23 protein-coding genes are annotated in these 20,686 nt (G+C 71.2%); 13 read left to right on the top strand and 10 right to left on the bottom strand.

Features of this window, described 5'->3' with window-relative positions; translation table 11 throughout:
- Positions 1–33: 33 nt before the first annotated feature.
- The 5 genes from rsmA to CFI00_RS20165 all read left to right on the top strand — a co-directional run bounded on the left by rsmA (position 34) and on the right by CFI00_RS20165 (position 6,032).
- A complete protein-coding gene (rsmA, locus tag CFI00_RS20185; RefSeq protein WP_207082759.1) occupies positions 34–933 on the top strand; it encodes a 16S rRNA (adenine(1518)-N(6)/adenine(1519)-N(6))-dimethyltransferase RsmA in 900 nt (299 codons plus the stop codon).
- Positions 930–1,829, top strand: coding sequence for a 4-(cytidine 5'-diphospho)-2-C-methyl-D-erythritol kinase (locus tag CFI00_RS20180; protein WP_207082758.1), 900 nt, complete (start codon positions 930–932; stop codon positions 1,827–1,829). Before rsmA ends, CFI00_RS20180 begins: the two co-directional genes overlap by 4 nt.
- A 65-nt stretch (positions 1,830–1,894) precedes the next feature.
- Positions 1,895–2,434, top strand: a complete 540-nt coding sequence (locus CFI00_RS20175) for a hypothetical protein (protein ID WP_207082757.1) — start codon at positions 1,895–1,897, stop codon at positions 2,432–2,434.
- A 45-nt stretch (positions 2,435–2,479) separates the two neighbouring features.
- Positions 2,480–4,018, top strand: coding sequence for a flotillin family protein (locus CFI00_RS20170; RefSeq protein WP_207082756.1), 1,539 nt, complete (start codon positions 2,480–2,482; stop codon positions 4,016–4,018).
- 196 nt (positions 4,019–4,214) lie between these two features.
- Entirely contained in the window at positions 4,215–6,032 is a 1,818-nt protein-coding gene (locus CFI00_RS20165; RefSeq protein ID WP_207082755.1) for an ABC-F family ATP-binding cassette domain-containing protein, read from the top strand.
- A gap of 7 nt (positions 6,033–6,039) precedes the next feature.
- Here CFI00_RS20165 and CFI00_RS20160 read toward each other — a convergent pair whose 3' ends face one another.
- Entirely contained in the window at positions 6,040–6,525 is a 486-nt protein-coding gene (locus CFI00_RS20160; protein ID WP_207082754.1) for a MarR family transcriptional regulator, read from the bottom strand.
- Between the two features lie 221 nt (positions 6,526–6,746).
- Here CFI00_RS20160 and CFI00_RS20155 point away from each other — a divergent pair, with 221 nt between their 5' ends.
- From CFI00_RS20155 to CFI00_RS20125, 7 genes are all read left to right on the top strand, one after another.
- Positions 6,747–7,547, top strand: coding sequence for a trans-aconitate 2-methyltransferase (locus CFI00_RS20155; RefSeq protein ID WP_207082753.1), 801 nt, complete (start codon positions 6,747–6,749; stop codon positions 7,545–7,547).
- Positions 7,547–7,948 (top strand): VOC family protein, encoded by a 402-nt coding sequence (locus tag CFI00_RS20150; protein WP_207082752.1) that lies wholly within the window; start codon positions 7,547–7,549, stop codon positions 7,946–7,948. Before CFI00_RS20155 ends, CFI00_RS20150 begins: the two co-directional genes overlap by 1 nt.
- Before the next feature lie 41 nt (positions 7,949–7,989).
- On the top strand, positions 7,990–9,285 hold the full coding sequence (locus CFI00_RS20145) for an FAD/NAD(P)-binding oxidoreductase (RefSeq protein ID WP_207082751.1): 1,296 nt from the start codon (positions 7,990–7,992) through the stop codon (positions 9,283–9,285).
- 2 nt (positions 9,286–9,287) lie between these two features.
- Complete coding sequence (locus CFI00_RS20140) at positions 9,288–9,599, top strand: TusE/DsrC/DsvC family sulfur relay protein (RefSeq protein ID WP_207082750.1); 312 nt, start codon at positions 9,288–9,290, stop codon at positions 9,597–9,599.
- 1 nt (position 9,600) lies between these two features.
- Positions 9,601–10,155, top strand: a complete 555-nt coding sequence (locus CFI00_RS20135) for a DsrE/DsrF/DrsH-like family protein (RefSeq protein WP_242532524.1) — start codon at positions 9,601–9,603, stop codon at positions 10,153–10,155.
- A 69-nt stretch (positions 10,156–10,224) separates the two neighbouring features.
- Positions 10,225–10,800 (top strand): AAA family ATPase, encoded by a 576-nt coding sequence (locus tag CFI00_RS20130; protein ID WP_207082749.1) that lies wholly within the window; start codon positions 10,225–10,227, stop codon positions 10,798–10,800.
- Between the two features lie 9 nt (positions 10,801–10,809).
- On the top strand, positions 10,810–11,280 hold the full coding sequence (locus CFI00_RS20125) for a hotdog fold domain-containing protein (protein ID WP_207082748.1): 471 nt from the start codon (positions 10,810–10,812) through the stop codon (positions 11,278–11,280).
- A gap of 209 nt (positions 11,281–11,489) precedes the next feature.
- On the opposite strand, the gene CFI00_RS20120 is transcribed toward CFI00_RS20125, so the two are convergent.
- The 6 genes from CFI00_RS20120 to CFI00_RS20095 all read right to left on the bottom strand — a co-directional run bounded on the left by CFI00_RS20120 (position 11,490) and on the right by CFI00_RS20095 (position 16,758).
- Positions 11,490–12,356, bottom strand: coding sequence for an amino acid ABC transporter permease (locus CFI00_RS20120; RefSeq protein ID WP_207082747.1), 867 nt, complete (start codon positions 12,354–12,356; stop codon positions 11,490–11,492).
- Complete coding sequence (locus CFI00_RS20115) at positions 12,356–13,039, bottom strand: amino acid ABC transporter permease (RefSeq protein WP_207082746.1); 684 nt, start codon at positions 13,037–13,039, stop codon at positions 12,356–12,358. The genes CFI00_RS20120 and CFI00_RS20115 overlap by 1 nt, the downstream gene beginning before the upstream one ends.
- Positions 13,040–13,137: 98 nt before the next feature.
- Entirely contained in the window at positions 13,138–14,025 is an 888-nt protein-coding gene (locus tag CFI00_RS20110) for a glutamate ABC transporter substrate-binding protein (protein WP_207082745.1), read from the bottom strand.
- A 60-nt stretch (positions 14,026–14,085) separates the two neighbouring features.
- The gene (locus tag CFI00_RS20105) at positions 14,086–14,862 is read right to left on the bottom strand and encodes an amino acid ABC transporter ATP-binding protein (RefSeq protein ID WP_207082744.1); all 777 of its coding nucleotides are present in this window, start codon (positions 14,860–14,862) and stop codon (positions 14,086–14,088) included.
- A gap of 59 nt (positions 14,863–14,921) precedes the next feature.
- Complete coding sequence (locus tag CFI00_RS20100) at positions 14,922–15,419, bottom strand: 2'-5' RNA ligase family protein (RefSeq protein WP_207082743.1); 498 nt, start codon at positions 15,417–15,419, stop codon at positions 14,922–14,924.
- 31 nt (positions 15,420–15,450) lie between these two features.
- The gene (locus CFI00_RS20095; protein ID WP_207082742.1) at positions 15,451–16,758 is read right to left on the bottom strand and encodes a glycoside hydrolase family 16 protein; all 1,308 of its coding nucleotides are present in this window, start codon (positions 16,756–16,758) and stop codon (positions 15,451–15,453) included.
- Between the two features lie 256 nt (positions 16,759–17,014).
- Between CFI00_RS20095 and miaB the strand changes: the two genes are divergently transcribed.
- Positions 17,015–18,514, top strand: a complete 1,500-nt coding sequence (miaB, locus tag CFI00_RS20090; RefSeq protein ID WP_207082741.1) for a tRNA (N6-isopentenyl adenosine(37)-C2)-methylthiotransferase MiaB — start codon at positions 17,015–17,017, stop codon at positions 18,512–18,514.
- 107 nt (positions 18,515–18,621) lie between these two features.
- Here miaB and CFI00_RS20085 read toward each other — a convergent pair whose 3' ends face one another.
- The 3 genes from CFI00_RS20085 to CFI00_RS20075 form a co-directional block, all read right to left on the bottom strand.
- Positions 18,622–19,587, bottom strand: a complete 966-nt coding sequence (locus CFI00_RS20085) for a type IV toxin-antitoxin system AbiEi family antitoxin domain-containing protein (protein ID WP_207082740.1) — start codon at positions 19,585–19,587, stop codon at positions 18,622–18,624.
- Between the two features lie 193 nt (positions 19,588–19,780).
- Positions 19,781–20,107 (bottom strand): hypothetical protein, encoded by a 327-nt coding sequence (locus CFI00_RS20080; protein WP_207082739.1) that lies wholly within the window; start codon positions 20,105–20,107, stop codon positions 19,781–19,783.
- 61 nt (positions 20,108–20,168) lie between these two features.
- A complete protein-coding gene (locus tag CFI00_RS20075; protein WP_207082738.1) occupies positions 20,169–20,636 on the bottom strand; it encodes an NUDIX domain-containing protein in 468 nt (155 codons plus the stop codon).
- Positions 20,637–20,686: the final 50 nt, after the last annotated feature.

Below are 20,686 nucleotides of genomic sequence, written 5' to 3'. Positions count from 1 at the left end.
GCGTATCGAGACCCACCACTAGGCTTGCCGACCATGACCACGAACCCGGCCGGCCCGAGGCTCCTCGGGCCGGTCGAGGTGCGTCAGCTCGCCGCCGAGCTCGACCTGCGCCCCACCAAGCAGCGGGGGCAGAATTTCGTCATCGACGCCAACACGGTGCGCCGGATCGTCCGTGAGTCCGGCATCAGCGGCGACGACGTCGTGGTCGAGGTCGGCCCGGGCCTCGGCTCCCTGACGCTGGCCCTGCTCGAGGTCGCCCGGCGCGTGATCGCCATCGAGCTCGACCCGCTGCTCGCCGAGCGGCTGCCGGCCACGATCGCGGCGTACGCCCCTGCGCAGGCTGACCGCTTCGAGGTCGTGATGGGCGACGCGATGCGCGTCGAGGAGCTGCCGGGTCCCGCCCCGACCGCGCTCGTCGCCAACCTCCCCTACAACGTGTCGGTCCCGGTGCTCATCCACCTGCTGACCCTGCTGCCCTCGCTGGAGCGCGGGCTGGTGATGGTGCAGGCCGAGGTCGCCGACCGCCTCGCCGCCGGCCCCGGCTCGAAGACCTACGGCGTGCCGAGCGTGAAGGCGGCCTGGTTCGCCGACGTACGCCGTGCGGGGGCAATCGGGCGCAACGTCTTCTGGCCGGCCCCCAACGTCGACTCCGGGCTGGTCGCCTGGACCCGACGCGAGCCGCCGCGGACCACCGCGACCCGCGAGGAGGTCTTCGCCGTCGTCGACGCCGCCTTCGCCCAGCGCCGCAAGCAGGTCCGGGCCGCGCTGCGCGGTGTCGCCGGGTCGGCCGAGGTCGCGACCGCCGCCCTCGAGTCCGCCGGCGTGGACCCGACGGCCCGCGGCGAGGTGCTGACCGTCGGGGACTTCGCCCGGATCGCCGAGGGGCTCGCCGCCCAGGGTGTGCACCCCTCACGACCCTCCGGGCCCGCATGAGCATCACGGTCCGTGCGGCGGCCAAGATCAACCTCCACCTCGGGGTCGCCCGCGCGCGCGAGGACGGGTTCCACCCCCTCGACACCGTCTACCAGGCGATCGGGATCCACGACGACCTCACGCTGTCGGCCGCCGACGGGCTGTCCCTCACCACCCACGTCGCCGACCACATCGACCCCGCCGCCGTACCTCCCGGGCCGGACAACATCGTGCTCCGCGCCGCCCGGCTGCTCGCCGAGCACGCCGGCCGCGAGGCAACCGGGACCTTCGACGTGCGCAAGGACATCCCGGTCGCCGGGGGCATGGCCGGCGGGTCCGCCGACGCCGCTGCCGCGCTGGTCGCCTGCGACCGGTCGTGGGACCTGCGCACCTCCGACGACGACCTGCTCGCCCTGGCCGCCCGGCTCGGCAGCGACATCCCGTTCTCCCTCGTGGGGGGTACGGCGCGGGGCGTGGGCCGCGGTGAGGTGGTCGCGCCCGTCGACGATCCCGCCTCCTGGTGGTGGGTCGCGGTCCCGTCGACCGAGGGCCTGTCGACGCCGGCGGTCTACCGCCACTTCGACTTCCTGCGCCCCGACGCCCCCGAGGTGCCGGCGTCGGCCGAGCCGCTGCTCGCGGCACTGGCGACGGGGGAGCCGCTGCGGCTGGCCCGCGCGCTGCACAACGACCTCCAGGAGCCGGCGATCGACCTGCGCCCTGAGCTCGGCGACCTCATCGCGCGCGGTGAGGCCGAGGGCGCGCTGCGCGGGCTGGTCAGCGGGTCCGGACCGACGGTCGTCTTCCTCTGCGACTCCGCCGACGGTGCCCGCGAGACCGCGGCCGGGCTCGCCGGCGCCGGCCACGACGTCGTGCTCACCGCCACCGGACCGGTCGCCGGAGCGCACGTCCTGGCCTGACCCGTACGCCGGACAGCGACCGTTGACATGTTCCCACCCCGAGGGGGGAAGGCTGCGGCTAGGGTGTGCGCGACATCGACGTCGCGCTGGTGACCGGGGGAGGCATCGTGACCGTGTTCCTGGTGCTCGGCGCGCTCGGCGTCCTGCTCCTGCTCGTCGCGCTCGTCCTCGGTGACGTGCTCGACGGCGCGCTGGAGGGGCTGAGCGCCGGCTTCTTCTCCACCGAGGCGCTGGCCGGCTTCCTCGGCGCGCTCGGCTTCGGTGGGGCGATCGCGCTCGACGCGACGGGCTCGACGTCGCTCGCCGTCGTCATCGGGCTCGTGCTGGGGGTGCTGCTCGGCGCGGTCGCCGCCAGGGCGTCGCGGTTCCTCCACGGCACCGGTGAGACCGACACCGTCCGCACCTCCGACATGGTCGAGAAGATCGGCCAGGTGGTCGACGCGATCCCTGAGGGCGGCTTCGGCGTCGTCTCGATCAGCGTCGCCGGTCACCGCACCCGTCTCAACGCACGCTCCAGCGTCGCGGTGCCCGCCGGCACGCAGGTCAGCGTCACCCAGGTCATCTCGCCGACGGCCGTCCAGGTCGAGCCGCTGTTCCTCCCCTGAGCCCCCAAAGCCCGCCTTCCACCTCTCCATCCGCAAGGAGCCCGCATGTTCGGTCTGTCCCCGGTCGTCACTGCTGTGATCGGCCTCGTCGTCCTGGTGGTGCTGCTCGCGCTGCTCGTCACCACGCGCTACAAGGTGGCGGGACCCAACGAGTCGTTCATCGTCACCGGACGCAAGGGCAAGGGCGAGGTGCGCAACCCGGAGACCGGTGAGATCTCGACCGACCTCTCGGGCCAGAAGGTCGTGATGGGTGGCGGCGTGTTCGTCATCCCGTTCGTCCAGCGGCTCGCGACCCTCGACCTGTCCTCGCGCCGCATCTCGGTGCAGATCCGCGGCGCGGTCTCCGGTCAGGGCATCAAGCTCAACCTCGACGGGGTCGCGCTGGTCAAGGTCGGTGGCAACGAGGACTCCATCCGCGCGGCCGGACAGCGCTTCCTGAGCCAGCAGTCCGAGATCGAGACCTTCACCCAGGAGGTCCTCGCCGGTGCGCTGCGCTCGATCGTCGGCTCGATGTCGGTGGAGCAGATCATCCGCGACCGCGCGGCGTTCGCCCAACGGGTGGCCGAGGAGTCGGAGTCCTCGCTGACCGGCCAGGGCCTCGTGCTCGACACGTTCCAGATCCAGGACATCACCGACGACGGCTCCTACCTCGCCGACCTCGGTCGCCCCGAGGCCGCCAAGCTCAACCAGCTCGCATCCATCGCGGAGGCCAACGCCCGCCAGGCCGCCGAGCAGGCGCGGATCGCCGCCGAGCAGGAGATCGCGATCACCCAGCGCGCCCTGGCCCTGAAGAGCGCCGAGATCAAGGCCGAGACCGACGCCGCCAACGCGCAGGCCGCGGCCGCCGGCCCGCTCGCCCAGGCCGACCGCGACCAGGCCGTCCTGCTCGAGCAGGAGAAGGTCGCCGTGCGGCAGGCCGCCCTCAAGGAGCGCGAGCTCGACACCGAGGTCCGCAAGCCCGCCGACGCCGAGCGCTACCGCGTCGAGACCGAGGCCCAGGGCCGCCGCAGCTCGGAGATCCTCGAGGCCGAGGCCCGCAAGGCGTCCTCCATCGCCAACGCCGAGGCGGAGGCCGAGAAGGCCCGCCTGACCGGTGAGGGCGAGAAGTCGCGGCGTTCGGCGCTCGCCGAGGCCGAGGCCATCGAGGGCGCCAAGCGGGGTGAGGCCGAGAAGGCCCGTCGTGTGGCCGAGGCCGACGCGCTCCGCGCCGAGGGTGAGGCCCAGGCAGCCGCGATCCTCGCCGCCGGGCAGGCCGAGGCGGAGGCGATGGACAAGAAGGCCGCCGCCTTCGCGGGCTACAACGAGGCGGCGGTGCTGCAGATGCTGATCGAGGTGATGCCGAAGGTGGCCGCCGAGCTGGCTCGCCCGATGGCCGGCATCGACAAGCTGACCGTGATCTCCGCCGACGGTGCCGGCGAGCTGCCCAAGCAGGTGACCAACAACTTCGTGCAGACCATGGAGCTGCTCCGGACGACCACCGGCCTCGACGTCGAGCAGCTGATCCAGAAGTACGCCCGCACCGGCGGGGACACCTCTCCCACCCCGGGCGCAGCCGCGCCGGCGGACGGTACGCCGCTCAGCTGACGTCGTCGTGAGCGGTGAGTGAGACATCTTCTGCCGTACCAGAACATGTCTCACTCACCGCCTTGCTGATGGTCCGTGGCCGGGCGGTGCGTGACGCAGGTCCCGGCGCCCCGGAACATGTCTCACCCACCGCCGACCCCGGCCGGCGTACGCCGAAGCACGCCCGCGAGGTCATCCCTGAGAGGATCGGCCCGTCATGGCGAACCTCATCAACCTCGAGCGGGTCTCGAAGTCCTACGGCGTACGGCCGCTCCTCGACGACGTCTCCCTCGGCATCTCCGTCGGCGAGCGCGTCGGCATCGTCGGTCGCAACGGCGACGGCAAGACCACGCTGCTGGAGGTGATGACCGGCATCGAGCAGCCCGACTCCGGCCGCGTCTCCAAGACCCGCGGCGTCGAGATCGGCTACCTCCACCAGGGCGACGAGCTCGTCGACTCGCACTCCGTGCGCGAGGCGGTGCTCGGCGGTCGTGAGGACCACGAGTGGGCCGCCGACGCCACGACCCGCCAGGTGGTGGAGGAGCTGCTCGCCGGCGTCACCCTCGACCGCGCGGTCGTCGGCCTGTCGGGTGGCGAGCGCCGGCGCTGCGCCCTCGCGGCGTTGCTGCTCTCGCGCCACGACCTGATCATCCTCGACGAGCCCACCAACCACCTCGACGTCGAGGCGGTCGCCTGGCTCGCCGACCACCTCGTGAGCCTGCCGAGCGCGCTGATGGTCGTCACCCACGACCGGTGGTTCCTCGACGCGGTCTGCCAGACCACGTGGGAGGTCCACGACGGCGCGGTCGACACCTACGAGGGCGGCTACGCGGCGTACGTCCTGGCCAAGGCCGAGCGCTCGCGCCAGGCCGCCGCGTCGGAGAGCCGCCGGCTCAACCTCGCGCGCAAGGAGCTCGCCTGGCTGCGGCGCGGCGCCCCGGCGCGTACGTCGAAGCCGAAGTTCCGCATCGACGCGGCCAACGCCCTGATCGAGGACGTGCCGCCGCCGCGCGACCGGATGGAGCTCCAGCGCTTCGCCAGCCAGCGGCTCGGCAAGGACGTCATCGACATCGAGGACGTCGACCTGGCCCGCGGCGACAAGGTGCTGCTGGAGCACGCGACGTGGCGCATCGGGCCCGGCGACCGGATCGGCATCGTCGGCGTCAACGGTGCCGGGAAGACCTCGCTGCTGTCGCTGATCTCCGGTGCGCTCCCGCCGAGCGTCGGTCGCGTCAAGCAGGGACGTACGGTCGCGCTCCAGCACCTCACCCAGGCCCTCGACGAGATCGAACCCGAGGCCCGGGTGCTGCCGACGGTGGAGTCGATCCGCCGGGTGACCAGGACCCTGGACGGCCAGGAGGTCACCGCGACGTCGCTGCTGGAGCGCTTCGGCTTCACAGGGGACCGGCTCACCGCACGCCTCGGCGACCTGTCGGGCGGCGAGCGCCGCCGCTTCCAGCTGCTCAAGCTGCTGCTCACCGAGCCCAACGTGCTGCTCCTCGACGAGCCCACCAACGATCTCGACATCGACACCCTCAACGTCCTCGAGGACTTCCTCGACAGCTGGCCCGGGACGCTGGTCGTGGTGTCCCACGACCGCTACTTCCTCGAGCGCGTCACCGACTCGACCTGGGCCCTGCTCGGCGACGGGCAGGTCTCGATGCTGCCGCGTGGGGTGGACGAGTACCTCGAGCGCCGGGCTGCCTCTGCGTCGTCGGCCACGCTCGGCGCTGGTGACGCGTCCGCCCCTGCGTCATACGACCCCGCACCCATGGGTGCGGCTCCGCATGACACAGCCCCGGCCAGGGCACGCGCCGGCAGCGCCGAGGACCGCGCTGCCCGCAAGGTGCTGGCCAAGGTGGAGAAGCAGCTCGAGCGGATCGCCGCGCGCGAGGCCGAGCTGCACGCCGAGATGGAGGCCAACCTCACCGACTACGCGCTGCTCGCGCGGGTGGGCGACCAGCTCGGCGAGCTCGCGGCCGAGAAGGAGGAGCTCGAGCTGGAGTGGCTCGAGGCCTCCGAGCTGGTGGAGTAGCCGCGCCTCAGCTGAAGGGCGCGAGCAGCGAGCGCAGCAGGCCCGCGAGCTGCGTACGCTCTGCGTCCGGCAGGTCGGCCAGGAGGTCGGCCTCGGCGGCGAGCAGGGCCTCGAAGGCCCCGTCGACGCTCGCCTTGCCGTCGGACGTGAGCCGCACCAGCACGCCGCGGCGGTCGCGCGGGTCGGGGAGCCGCTCGACGAGCCCGCGAGCGGCGAGTCGGTCGACGCGGTTGGTCATGGTGCCGCTGGTCACGAGCGTCTCGCGCAGCAGGCGTCCGGGGGAGAGCTCGTAGGGCTCGCCGGCACGCCGCAGCGCGGCCAGGACGTCGAACTCCCACGACTCGATGCCGTGCGCGGTGAAGGCGTCGCGGCGGGCGAGGTCGAGGTGGCGGGCCAGCCGGCTGATGCGCGAGAACACCTCGACGGGAGCGAGGTCGAGGTCGCCGCGTTCGCGTCCCCAGGCCTCGACCAGGTCGTCCACCTCGTCGCGCATGCCGTCATCCTGCCAGACGACGGGCTTGGTCGAGAATCTTGACATCGAGAGAGTTGTGGCGGAGGGTGATGTCTCGACATCAAGACACTTGCCGAGCCCCTTGCTTCCCGTATCTGGGGACGTTCTGGTGGGTGGATCTGCCGATTGACCTACCCGAACGTCCTCAGATATCCCTCGGGAAGGGGGACGCCCACGACCCTGACACCTGTGGAGGAGCCGACATGAGCCACACCTGGGACCCCGACCGCTACCTCGCGTACGCCGACGAGCGGGGGAGGCCGTTCGTCGACCTGCTGGCGCGGGTGCACGCCGAGACGCCGCGGGTCGTCGTCGACCTGGGCTGCGGCCCCGGCAACCTCACCGCGCTGCTCGCCGACCGCTGGCCGAGGGCGTCGGTGACCGGCATCGACAGCAGTCCGCAGATGATCGCGGCGGCCCGGGAGGTCCTCGGCGTCACGTGGGAGGTCGCCGACCTGCGCGACTGGGCGCGGCCGGACCCGCTCGCGCTGCGTGCCCCGGTCGACGTGCTCGTCTCCAACGCCACTCTGCAGTGGCTGCCCGACCACCTCGCGCTGCTGCCGGACCTCGTCGACCGCGTGAGTCCCGGGGGTTGGTTCGCCTTCCAGGTGCCGGGAAACTTCGACGAGCCCAGCCACACCATCCGCGCCGACATCGCCGAGCGCGCGCCGTACGCCGAGCACGTGCGCGGCGTCGCGGTGCCGGCGAGCCACGAGCCGGCCGACTACGCCCGCCTCCTGCTGGACCTCGGGTGCGAGGTCGACGCCTGGGAGACGACGTACCTCCACGTGCTCACCGGCGACGACCCGGTCTTCGACTGGGTCTCTGGCACGGGCGCGCGCCCCACGATCCAGGCGCTGCCGGACGGGTTGCGCGGCGACTTCGAGGACGAGTTCCGCGCGCTGCTGCGCGAGGCCTACCCGGCCGACGCCGACGGGCGCGTGGTGATGCCGTTCCGCCGGATCTTCGTGGTCGCGCACAAGCCGGCCGGGGTGCGCGTGTGATGCGGCTGCACCACGTCCAGGTCGCCTGCCCGCCCGGCGGGGAGGACGGCGCACGTCGCTTCTACGCCGACGGGCTCGGGCTCACCGAGGTCGACAAGCCGGCCGACCTCGCGGCCCGCGGCGGCTGCTGGTTCCGGGCGTACGACGACGCGGGTGCGGTCGCAGCCGAGCTGCACGTCGGCGTCGAGGACCCGTTCGTGCCCGCCCGCAAGGCGCACCCGGCCTTCGTCGTCGACGACCTCGAGGCGGTCGCCGGTCGCCTGAGCGGACTGGGTTTCGAGGTCGACGAGAGCCAGCGCACCTCCTTCCCCGGCCACGTGCGCCTCCACGCCTTCGATGTCCACGGCAACCGGGTGGAGGTGCTTGCAGAGACCTCTGGTCCCGGTGGTGAGGGGACCTAGGCCCCTGTCCCGAGACAAACCCCCGGGGGTATATCTGGAGCATGACCAATTCATCCCCCAGGCTCCTCGTGCTCGGCGGCGGCACTGCCGGCACGATGGTCGCCAACAAGGTCCACAAGGTGCTGCCCGACTGGGACGTGACCCTCGTCGATCGCGACGACGTGCACGACTACCAGCCCGGCTACCTCTTCATGCCGTTCGGGATGAACACCCCCGAGCAGGTCCGCCGGTCGACGCGTCGCTTCATCGACCCCGCGACCCGGATCGTGACCGGCGAGGTCGACCGGGTCGACGCGGACGCCCGTCAGGTGGTGCTCGAGGGCGGCGAGGTCCTCGACTACGACCACCTCGTCATCGCGTCCGGCACCACGCCGCGCCCGGACCAGACCCCCGGCATGCTGGGCGAGGGCTGGCACAGGAGCGTCAACGAGTTCTACACCTTCGAGGGCTCCCTCGCGCTGCGTGACAACCTCGCCGCCTTCGAGGGCGGGCGCCTGGTCGTGCACATCACCGAGCTGCCCTTCAAGTGCCCCGTCGCGCCCTTGGAGTTCACCTTCCTCGCCGACGACTGGCTGCGCCAGCACGGCCTGCGCGATCGCACCGAGCTCGTCTTCGTGACCCCGCTGGACGGCGCGTTCACCAAGCCGGTCGCGAGCCGGGAGCTGGGCCACGCGCTCGAGGAGCGCGACGTGATCGTCGAGACCGACTTCATGGTCGAGTCGGTGGACCAGGACGCCAAGGTGCTGCGGTCCTACGACGAGCGCGAGGTGCCCTACGACCTGCTCGTGACGGTGCCGCTCAACATGGGCGCCGACTTCGTGGAGCGGTCCGGGCTGGGCGACGAGCTCAACTACGTCACCGTCGACAAGCACACCATGCAGTACCTCCCCCAGGGCGACCGTCCCGCGCACCCGGAGATCTTCGCCCTCGGCGACGCCGCCAACCTGCCGACCTCCAAGGCCGGCTCGGTGGCCCACTTCTCGGTCGAGGTCTTCATCGACAACCTGGTCCAGCTCGCCCACGGGCGCCCCATGACGCACTCCTTCGACGGTCACGCCAACTGCTTCGTGGAGTCCGGGCACGGCAAGGCCCTGCTGCTCGACTTCAACTACGAGACCGAGCCGCTCACCGGCACCTTCCCGGTCCCGGGCGTCGGTCCGCTGCGGCTGCTCAAGGAGAGCCGCTTCAACCATCTGTCCAAGCTGGCCTTCCGGCACATCTACTGGAACGCCCTGCTTCCCGGTCGGCCCCTGGGCCTGAAGCCCCAGATGTCCATGGCCGGCAAGCACCCCGAAGGCCCACCTGTCGCCGTGTCGGCGTCAATGAGAGAGGAATGAGCATGCCCACCACCATCGCCGGACGCTCGCTCGAGGTGAACGAGGAAGGTTTCCTCACCCACCCCGACGAGTGGACCGAGGACCTGGGACTCGAGCTGGCCCGGTTGATCGGCATCGAGATGACCGATGCCCACTGGGCGCCCATCCGGTTCCTGCGCACCGACTTCGCGGCCATGGGTGAGACCCCGACACTGCGTCGGGTCAGCACCCAGACCGGCATCGACGTGAAGAGCCTGTTCGGGCTCTTCCCCAAGAAACCCGCCAAGAAGATGGCCTACGTGGCCGGGCTGCCCAAGCCGAAGGGATGTGTGTGAGATGACCACCGACGTGACCACCCCCATGGTCGAGGAGGCCCCCTTCGTCCCGTCGTTCGACGACGAGGCGGAGTCCGGCCGCAAGCTGGCCATCATCTGCTCCAAGGGCAATCTCGACATGGCCTACCCGGCTCTGATCCTGGGCAACGCAGCCCTCGGTGAGGGCATCGAGGTGCACCTGTTCTTCACCTTCTGGGGCTTCGACATGATCAACAGGAAGACCCAGGGCGACCTGCAGTTCTCCTACCTCGGCAACACCGCCATGCACCCTCCTGGGATGTTCGGCGTGCACATGCCGCAGGGGATGGCCAGCCTGCCCGGCATGACGGCTGCGACGACCAAGATGATGAAGAAGCAGATCGCTGACCTCGACGTCCCCGAGGTGCCGGAGTTCCTGGAGATGATCCACGCCTCCGGTGGCCACCTGTGGGCGTGCCGGATGAGCGCCGACATGATGAAGCTGCACGAGGAGGACCTCATCGACGAGGTGGAGGGCATCATCTCGGCGAGCGACTTCATGGAGATCACCGACGGCGCCCAGCTGCTCTTCATCTGACCGGCCGTCCACCTGCGCGCGCCGCAAACCCGGGTGCGCGCCGGTGGCCGGATGGGGCACGATCCCCGGGTGCGCCTGCTGCTCATCACCGGTCCGCCCGCCGTCGGCAAGATGACGGTCGGCCGCGCCGTCGCGGACCGGTCCGCCTTCCGGCTGTTCCACAACCACCACACGATCGAGATGCTGCTCGACGTCTTCGACTACGGCACGCCTGCGTTCACCACCCTCAACGCCGAGTTCCGGCGCAGGGTGGTCGAGGAGGCGGCGCTGTCGGGGACCGACCTCGTCTTCACCTACGTCTGGGGGATGGACGCGGCGTCGGAGGCCGACTACCTGGAGCGCCTCGTCGCGCCGTACGACGGTCGCATCGCCGTCGTCGAGCTGGTCGCCGACCTGGACACCCGACTGGCGCGCAACCGCACCGAGCACCGTCTGGCCGAGAAGAAGTCCAAACGCGACGTCGACTGGTCCGACGCCAATGTCCTCGAGCTCGAGTCCGGCCACCGGATGACGTCGTCGCCCGGACTGGACGCGCCGGCGGAACGGTTGCTCGCGAGGTGGCCGCACCTGGTGCTCGACAACACCGACCTGCCCGCGGACGAGGCGGCCGACCGCATTCTGGCGTGGCTGGTTACTCAGCAGTAATATCGCGGCATGCCTGCCGTCCTGGACCTCTGGAAGAAGACCTCCGCCCTGCCCCTGGGCGACCGGGTCTTCTCGATCGCCTTCGCCCGCAAGGCGCCGTACTTCGCGAGCATCCGCCCGCGCTTCACCGTCATCGAGCCCCACCGCGCCGAGCTGGTCATCCGCGACCGTCGTCGCGTGCACAACCACATCGGCACCGTGCACGCGATCGCGCTGTGCAACGGGCTCGAGGCGGCGATGGGGGCGCTGGCCGAGGCGACCATCCCGCGCGGCCAGCGCTGGATCCCGCAGGGCATGGAGGTGACCTACACCGCCAAGGCGAGCGCCGACATCACCTGCATCGCCGAGACCGACCCCGAGCAGTGGCTCGCCGACGCCGGTGAGGGCTACCACCTGCCGGTGCGGGTGCGGGGCGTACGCACCGACGGCACCGTCGTGGTCGAGGGCGAGATCCGGCTCTGGGTGACCGCGAAGCGCTAGTTGCCGACCGGGCACTTCCTCGCGCTCCACCGCGGTGACCGGGCACTTCGTCGCGCTCCGCAGCGGTGACCGGGCACTTCCTCGCGCTCCACCGCCGTGACCGGGCACTTCGTCGCGCTCCGCGGCGACGGAAGTGCCCGCTCGGCATCCTTCAGCGGAAGGAAGTGCCCGCTCGGCGGCTCCCAGCGCGAGGAAGTGCCCGCTCGGCGTCAGACGCGCCCGGGCGTGAAGCCCGCGTCGTCGACGCCGGCGACGTTCGAAACCTGCAGGACCTTCTTCTCGCCGACGAAGCGCTTCTGCACCTTGTTGGCGACCATCGTCAGCGCGACGTTGGCCGCGATGTAGAGCGCAGCGAGCACGAACACCGTCGGCACCTGGTTGCCGAACTGCTGGTAGATCGCCTGGCCGACCTTGGTCAGGCCGGGAGCGGCCACCGCGTAGCCGAGGCTGGTGTCCTTGAGGGCCACCACGCACTGGCTGATGATCGCGGGGATCATGATCTTCACCGCCTGCGGGAGCAGGACGATGTTGGTCACCTGGGTCTTGCGCATGCCGATGGCGTACGCCGCCTCGGCCTGGCCCCTCGGCACCGCGAGGATGCCTGCGCGGAAGACCTCGGCGAGCACCGCGCCGTTGTAGAGCACCAGCGCGATCACCACGCTCCAGTAGGCGCCGCTGTCGCCGCGGTCGATGCCGTAGGCGTAGAAGATGAAGATCATCAGCAGGAGCACGGGAACGGCGCGGAAGAACTCCACGATCGCCCAGCTCGGCCAGCGGATGAGGGCGTGGTCCGACAGCTTGCCGACACCCAGGACGACACCCAGGACCACGGCGCCGATGACGGCGGAGAACGCCATCTGCAGCGTGGTGAGCAGTCCGTCGACCAGCAGTGCGGTGATGTAGCGGGGGGTCAGGAACGGCTCCCACTTGTCGAACTCGAACTGTCCGCGCTCGTAGAGGCGCCACAGCGCCAGGGCGATGAACACCGCCAGCACGACGCTGCCGAGGATGGAGTAAAGGCGGTGCCGCGCGATCGTGCGCGGTCCGGGGGCGTCGAAGAGGACTCCAGCGGACATCAGGCAATCCTCCAGCGGCGCTCGAGCCGGTTGGCGATGAACGACAGGACCTCGACCAGCACCACGAACACGAAGGCGAAGACCAGGAAGATCTCGATGCGCTGGGTGGCGTAGTCGTTGTTGAGCGACCGCATCCGGGCGAAGGCCTCGAACACGCCGAGTGCGCCGGCGACGGTGGTGTTCTTGAGCAGCGCGATCTGCACGCTCGCGAGCGGCGGCACGGAGGCGCGGAACGCCTGGGGGAGCACGACCTCGCGCATCACCCCGGCGAAGGGGAGACCGATGGCACGCGCTGCCTCGGCCTGTCCGAGCTGCACGGCGTTGATGCCGGAGCGGATCGCCTCGCAGACGAAGGCCGCGGTGTAGACGGTGAGGCCGACGACGCAGGCGGTGAAGAGGTTGTTGAGCCGGATGTCACCGAACTGCACGTCGACGAAGTTGAAGTTGAGCCCGATCTTCGGGGCGGCGATGCGGAAGAAGATCAGCACGATCAGCAACGGCGTGTTGCGCACGATCGTGACGTAGGTGGCGGCGGCGAGCCGGAGCACCGAGATCGGACCGACGCGCAGGGCGGCGAGGAGGGTGCCGAGCACGAGCGACAGCACGCCGGAGATGACGAACAGCAGGAGCGTGTAGGTGAAGGCGCGCACCACCGCGTCGAGATTGTCGAGAACTGCGTCCACGGGTGCTCGCGCCTCCGGTCTTCCTCGGTCTTCGTGGTCGTGGGTCGGGCAGTGCGACCACGGGGTGGCCCGCAGGCCACCCCGTGGTCAGGGGTCGATCAGGCGCACTCGTCGAGCGTCGGGGGCTCCGGCGTCTCGACGTCGTCGCCACCGAGGGTGGCCTCGAAGGCGGCGGCCCAGTCGCCGTTCTCGAAGGACTCCTCGAGGACGCCGTTGATCCACTCGCACATCTCGGGGTACTCGAGGGAGTAGCCGACGCCGATGTTCTCCTCGGAGAACTCCTCGCCGACGACCTTGAGCTCGCCCTCGTTCTGCGCGGCGAGGCCGAGCAGGATCGAGCCGTCGGTCGACATGGCCTCGACCGAGCCGTTGAGGACGTCCTCGGCGCACTGCGAGTAGGTGTCGGCAGGGGCGCCGATCGCGCCGGCGGCCTCGACGTTCTCGAGGGAGGTCGAGCCGCTGGCCGAGCAGACCTCTTCGCCCTTGAGGTCCTCGATGCCGGTGATGTCGCTGTCGGCGGAGACCAGGACCTGCTGGCCGGTCACGAGGTAGGGGCCGGTCTGGCCGACGATCTGGCGGCGCTCGTCGGTGATCGAGTAGCTCGCGAGGACCAGGTCGACGCGACCGGCCTCGAGGTAGGGCTCGCGGTTGTCGGAGATGGTCTCCTCCCACGTGACCGCGTCCGAGCTCGGGTCGATGCCGAGGTCGGCGACGAGCAGCTTGGCGATCTCCACGTCGAAGCCGCTCGGGACGTCGGCGGAGGCGTCCTTGAAGCCCAGGCCGGGCTGGTCGTACTTCACGCCGATGGTGATCTCGCCGGCCTCGGCGAGCTCGGCCATGCGGCTGCCCTCCTCGAACTTGCCCTCCTCGACCTCCTCGGCCTGGACGTCGACGCCCTCGCTGTCCTCGCCGGCGTCACCGCACGCGGCCAGCGACAGGGCGAGCCCCGCCGCGGCGACGAGCGCCTTGGTCCTGGTGAATCGCATTGCTTCTCCTTCTGTCCCGAGCCGGAACGAGTCCGGCCTCCGTGGTTGTGGATCAGTGAGTCAGTGCTTGAGGATCTTGCCGAGGAAGTCCTTGGCGCGGTCCGAGCTGGGGTTGGTGAAGAACTCCTCGGGGGTGTTCTCCTCGACGATGGCGCCGTCGGCCATGAAGACCACGCGGTCCGCGGCGGTGCGCGCGAAGCCCATCTCGTGGGTCACCACGACCATCGTCATGCCCTGCTCCGCGAGGTCGACCATGACGTCGAGGACCTCCTTGATCATCTCCGGGTCGAGCGCGGAGGTCGGCTCGTCGAAGAGCATCACCTTCGGCTCCATGGCCAGGGCGCGGGCGATCGCCACGCGCTGCTGCTGGCCGCCGGAGAGCTGGGCGGGGTACTTCTCGGACTGGTGGCCGACGCCGACGCGGTCGAGGAGCTCACGGGCCTTCTTCTCCGCAGCCTCCTTCTTCATCCCGCGCACCTTGATGGGGCCGAGGGTGACGTTCTCGAGGATCGTCTTGTGGGCGAAGAGGTTGAAGCTCTGGAAGACCATGCCGACCTCGGCGCGCAGCGCCGCGAGCTCCTTGCCCTCCTGGGGCAGCGGCTGCCCGTCGAGGGTGATGGTGCCCTCGTCGATGGTCTCGAGGCGGTTGATCGTGCGGCACAGGGTCGACTTGCCCGAGCCCGACGGCCCGATCACCACGACGACCTCGCCGCGGGTGACGGTGAGGTCGATGTCCTTGAGGGCGTGGAGCGCGCCGAAGTGCTTCTGGACGTCGCTCAGCACGACGAGGGGCTCGCCCCGCCCGGCGCTGGCGGGTGCGGATTCCTGCGCGGTCATAGCGGCAACCTATCCGCACGTAGCCCCGGCGGGCTATCGATCACCGCCCACCCGGGCCATCACAAAGTGGTGACGATTCCCGCGTCCGGGTCCCACCGGCGCAGCGAGGCGAGGGTGATGACGGCGTCTGCGTGACCCACGGCCTCCAGCGCCGCCGGCACGTCGGCACGGTCCAGGCGTCGTGCCAGCGTGACGTGCGGCAGCCACCCCGCGTGCTGCACGTCCGGCACCGCAGCGCGCAGGTCGAGCACCGCGCGCACCAGTGCGTCGGGCACGTCGACGAGGCGTACGAGCGAGACGCGGGCGCCGCCGAGCAGCGCCACGCCGGCCGGTCGCACCTGCACCGGGAGCAGCGCCGCGACCAGGTCGACGGCCCGCGCCTCGTCCTCGGCACGCAGGACCGGCGCCGCCACCACGGTCACGTGCGGGCTGTTGGTCGCGCCGCGGTGGTCGAGCTGTGACGGCAGCCCGGCGTCGCGCAGCGCCTGCCAGTCACGGCGTACGACGTCGCAGCCGGCGTCGTCGGGCAGCAGCTCGAGCGCGTGCATCCGGGGCATGCCCGCGAGCCTAGGCGTCGGGCGACCTCGCTCAGGCGGACTTCCTCGCGACCTTGCGTCCGCGGGTGACGCGCACCGACTCCTGCGACGAGGCGTCGAAGACGCGGACCCAGTCGACCTGCGCGGTGTCGGAGAACTCGTCGGCGGTCAGCTCGTGGAGCTCCCAGTCGGAGGTCAGGTTCGACAGCACGAGGTACTGGTCGGCCTGCGAGACCGCGCCGGTCTCGCGGTAGTACTCACGCCCGTCGACGCGGAAGATGTACTCCGTAGGGGTCCACTCGACCGAGAACACGTGGAACTCGTCCCACCACGAGCGGTTCTTGCCCAGCACCTGGCGGGCGTCCTTGAAGGTGTCGCCGAGGCTGATCTTGTCCCAGCCGGCCTCGTAGTAGTGGATGTGCGAGCCGATCGTCTCGTTGTCGCGGCCGTTCTCGCCGAAGAACTCCATGACGTCGATCTCCGCGCCGGCGGCGGGCACGCCGTCGGTGTACTTCGTGCCGCTGGGCAGCAGCCAGAGGCCGGAGTGCATGCCCTTGGCGCGCTGCGGCTTGATGCGCGCGGCGACGATGCCGTGGCGGAAGAAGCGGGTGTGCTCCGTGGCGACCTGGCTGTTGAGCAGGTAGGGGCTGGTGCCCGAGGTGCGGGTCGAGGTGTAGTCGCACGGCAGGCCGGCGCGTGCCGGGTCGAGCGCGACGCCGAGGTGCAGTACGCCCTCGCCGACGCGGCGTGCCGACGGGTCGACGCGGGCGCAGGTGCGGGGGGCGTACACGCTCTCGTGCTCGCGCTTCTGGTCGTTCCACACGGTCGTGTCCAGGGCGGTGCCGGAGAAGGTGTCCTCGAACTGCGGCGACCAGCGGGTGCTGGTCACGCTGCCGGTCACCCAGGTGCGCCCGCCAGTGGTGGTGCGGGCGCGGTAGGTGCCTGCGGCCGGGGAGAAGGCGGCCGAGCCCCAGCTGTCCTCGGTGCTGGTGGTGACGGCCTTCCAGCCACGCGCGGTCCGGCGCTCGAGGGTGACCTTGCGGCCCGGGTCGGCCGGCGTGAAGGTGGCGACGAGCGAGCCGTTGTCCGACGGGGCCGCGGGGGAGAGGCCGGGCTGGACGATCGGCGGCAGCGAGGCGAGCGTGCCGCGCACCGACACCTTGCGCGCCTTCGTGCCCGTGCCGCCCTTGCCCCCGTGCTTGCTGCCCTGCTTGGCACCCTGCTTGCTGGACTGCGCTCCCTCGGCGTGGGCAACGACCTGGAGCGATGAAAGCAACAGGACGGTGACAACGAGTCCGAACGATCCCATCCGCGTGAAACGGGCGGCGGCGGTGCGGACGAGGGCGCTGCTGAGGCTCACGAGACTCTCCTGATCAGCGGGGCGGCGGCGCCCGGACCGCCAGCGTTCGGGGGATGGGTTGTTACCGCTTTGTGGATGACTTGACCTGATCTTGATGAGACACGGGACAAAACTAGTCATTACTGAGGAGTAATGACCCATATGTGCACGGAAATAGTCTGGACGGGTGGCGTGGCGGTGTGCCCGGCCGTCGGGACTGGGCGGCACGTCGCGGGATTCCCGCGGCCCCGGGCGCTCGCCGTACGCTGGACGGGTCATGAACGCACCCCACGCACCCGCGCGCACCTACGAGGTCAAGACCCACGGCTGCCAGATGAACGTCCACGACTCCGAGCGGCTCAGCGGCCTGCTGGAGGACGCGGGCTACGTCCGGGCCGGGCGCGAGGAGCAGGCCGACGTCGTCGTCTTCAACACCTGCGCGGTGCGCGAGAACGCCGACAACAAGCTCTACGGCAACCTCGGCCAGCTCGCCTCGGTCAAGGCGGTGACTCCCGGCATGCAGATCGCCGTCGGCGGCTGCCTGGCCCAGAAGGACCGCGAGACGATCACGACGAAGGCCCCGTGGGTCGACGTCGTCTTCGGCACCCACAACATCGGCTCGCTGCCGGTGCTGCTGGAGCGGGCGCGGGTGGCCGAGGAGGCCCAGGTCGAGATCCTGGAGTCCTTGTCGGTGTTCCCCTCGACGCTGCCGACGCGGCGCGAGTCGGCGTACGCCGCCTGGGTGTCGATCTCGGTCGGGTGCAACAACACGTGCACCTTCTGCATCGTCCCGTCGCTGCGCGGCAAGGAGAAGGACCGCCGCCCCGGCGAGATCCTCGCCGAGGTCGAGGCGCTCGTCGCCGAGGGCGTCACCGAGATCACCCTGCTGGGCCAGAACGTCAACGCCTACGGCGTGGAGTTCGGCGACCGGCAGGCCTTCTCCAAGCTGCTGCGCGCCTGCGGGCAGGTCCAGGGCCTGGAGCGGGTGCGCTTCACCTCACCGCACCCGGCGGAGTTCACTGACGACGTGATCGAGGCGATGGCCGAGACGCCCAACGTGATGCCGTCGCTGCACATGCCGCTGCAGTCCGGCTCCGACAAGGTGCTGCGCGACATGCGCCGGTCCTACCGGTCCTCGAAGTTCCTCGGCATCATCGAGCGGGTCCGCGCGGCCATCCCGGACGCGGCGATCACCACCGACATCATCGTCGGCTTCCCCGGTGAGACCGAGGAGGACTTCCAGGCCACGCTCGACGTGGTCCGCGCCGCGCGCTTCTCCTCCGCCTTCACCTTCCAGTACTCCAAGCGCCCCGGCACGCCCGCCGCGACGCTCGACGACCAGGTCGCGCCGGAGGTCGTCAAGGACCGCTACCTGCGCCTGGCCGCCGTCGTCGACGAGGTCGCCTGGGCCGAGGGCAAGCAGCTCGTCGGGCGCACCGTCGAGCTGATGGTGTCCGAGGGCGAGGGCCGCAAGGACCTCGCGACCCGTCGCCTGTCCGGGCGGGCGCCCGACAACCGCCTGGTGCACTTCGAGGCCGACTTCTCCGCGGTGCCCGAGTCCTCCGTGCGCCCGGGCGACATGGTCTCCGTGTCGGTCACCTACGCGGCTCCGCACCACCTCGTCGCCGACGGCCCGATCCGGTCCGTACGCCGCACGCGCGCCGGCGACGCGTGGGAGCGGCGTACGTCCGCGCCCGTCGCGCCGACGGGGGTCGGGCTCGGGATGCCGAGCGTCGGGGTGCCTGCGCCCCTGCCTCCCGCGCCTGCTTGCGGTTGAGGGTCCTGGGCCGGCCGGGCTCTGTCGCGTTCCCCGGCTACCCGGTGATCGCAACCGTTGCGCGGTCACCGTGGTGCGGAATCCGCACCACAGCGACCGCACAAGCCTCACCCCGCCAGGTCCAGCGAGCCCGGGCAGTCGGGGCAGCGGGTCGGCCGGCCCCACCAGCCGCGGGCCGCGAACAGCCGCCCGAGGCGTACGGCGGTCTCGCACGGACGCCCGAACACCTGCCCCCATCCCAGGCGTACGGTCGTGAGACGGTCCGCCGCGGCGTCGAGGTCGCGATCGAGGTCGGCGTCGTGCTGGGCGGCGGACGAGTGCCAGAGCCGCCCGTCGAGCTCGACGGCCTGGTCGAGCCCGGGGTAGACGACGTCGCGGTAGAGCGGACCGTGCCGCGAGTCGCGCACCTGCCGCTGGCCGTCGGGCAGGCCGTGAGCGCGCTCGACCCGCGTGAGGTAGCCGTGCTCGAGCACCGAGCAGGTGCCGCGGTCGAGGTCGCTGAGCACCGCGCGCAGGAAGTCGCGCCGGCCCACGCGAGGTCGCAGGTCGAGGGTGTCGCGGATGCGGATCGGCAGGGTGCGGCGCGCCTGCACGGCGTCGGCGAGCACCGCGACCGCTCCGAAGTCGTCCGGCTTCGCGACCGCCACGTCGATCAGGGCCTCCTCGATCGCGACGCGTGGGGGGCTGGTGTTCCACATGACGCGGTCGGCGAAGCCGGCCATCCGGTGCAGCCGGTATCCCGTCGGCACCCGCACGTGCTGGTCGCGGTCGACGGCGAGGTGGATCACGGAGTCGTCGCGTCCGGCACGGCCCGGTCCGTCAGCGGCCCGCAGGGCGCTGTCGTGCGAGAGCGCTGCGGGCCAGGCGAGGTGTACGCCGACCCACGCGCGCTGCAGCCAGGTGAGGTCGCCGGTGTGGTCGACGAACACCCCGTCGTGGACGCGTACGAGGTCGCGCCGGCGTACGAGCCGCTGCAGGTCGTGCGGCTTCAGCCGGGCGTCGGCGACGAGCTGGCGCCGTGACACGACCCCGGACTGCAGGGCGAGCAGGTCGGCGTACGCAGCGAGGTCCATCGCCCCATCGTCGGCAGCCGTGCGCCACCTCCGCCACCACCGGCGCTCGGTCTGTGGACAACCGTTGTGCGGTCACTGTGGTGCAGGATCCGCACCACGGAGACCGCGCTGTCGTCGCGATCACCGGGTAGCCGGGGATCGCGACAGACGGCGGGCGGGCGGACGCCGCCGACAAGCGTGACGGGGGAGACCATCAGGCAGGAGGCTCCGGCGACCCGTCCTCGGCCTCCTGGCCCGCCTCGGGCGAGCCGGACGAGCCGGACGAGCCGGACGCACCCGCCTCCTCGTCGGAGGCAGCCTCGCCCTCAGGGGCCTGCGACTTGTCGTCGGCCTCGGAGATCTCCTCGGGCAGCACGTCGTCGACGGCGGGGTTGTCGTCGGGGTCGAGGTCGCGGGCCAGGCCGTTGTCGGCCGGGTCGTCGTGGAGTGCGTCCACGCCGCCGGGGACCAGCTGCGGCTCCTCGGCGTAGGGCTCGGGCATCGGGCTCAGCTCGTCGTTGCTCATCGGGTTCCCTCCCATGGGTCGATCCTGCATCTTGACCACCTGCATGATGTCGTGGCCACCCCCGAGGGGCGGGGCCTCACCCTGCCGGGCGGTCCCAGCCGAAGGTCAGGTAGCCCGTGCCGGACGACAGGTGGGCCAGGGCGTGCGCCTCGTGCGGCACCATCGGCGAGGGGAGGGAGTCGAGGGGGAACCACCCGATCCCGGCGCACTTCTCCGGCTCCACGACGCGCGGCTCGCCCACCCACGAGCGCGCGGTGAAGAACCAGTCGACCCGCTCCTCGATCGCCGCGGCGTGCTGGGTGCGCTGCATCGTGAAGGCGAACTCCAGCGCGACGTCGGTGACGCCGAGCTCCTCGAGCGCCTCGCGGCGCGCAGCGTCGTACGCCGTCTCGCCGCGCTCCACGTGCCCGGCCGCGGCGGCTGCCCAGTGGCCCGGCATGTAGGGCACGGGGCCGCGCTGCTGGAGCAGCACCTCGGTGCCGCCGACGCCGTCGCGCAGGAGGTAGACGTAGGAGGCGGGGACGAGGGCGAAGCGGTCGGTCACGCGTCCTTGTCGGGATCGGCGCGGTGGGGATCGACCGGGTCGCCGTGGGA

The organism is Nocardioides sp. S5 (assembly GCF_017310035.1).
Taxonomy (GTDB): Bacteria; Actinomycetota; Actinomycetes; order Propionibacteriales; family Nocardioidaceae; genus Nocardioides.
Note: the sequence above shows the minus strand (reverse complement) of the source record. Positions and strands in the feature narration are given on the sequence as shown.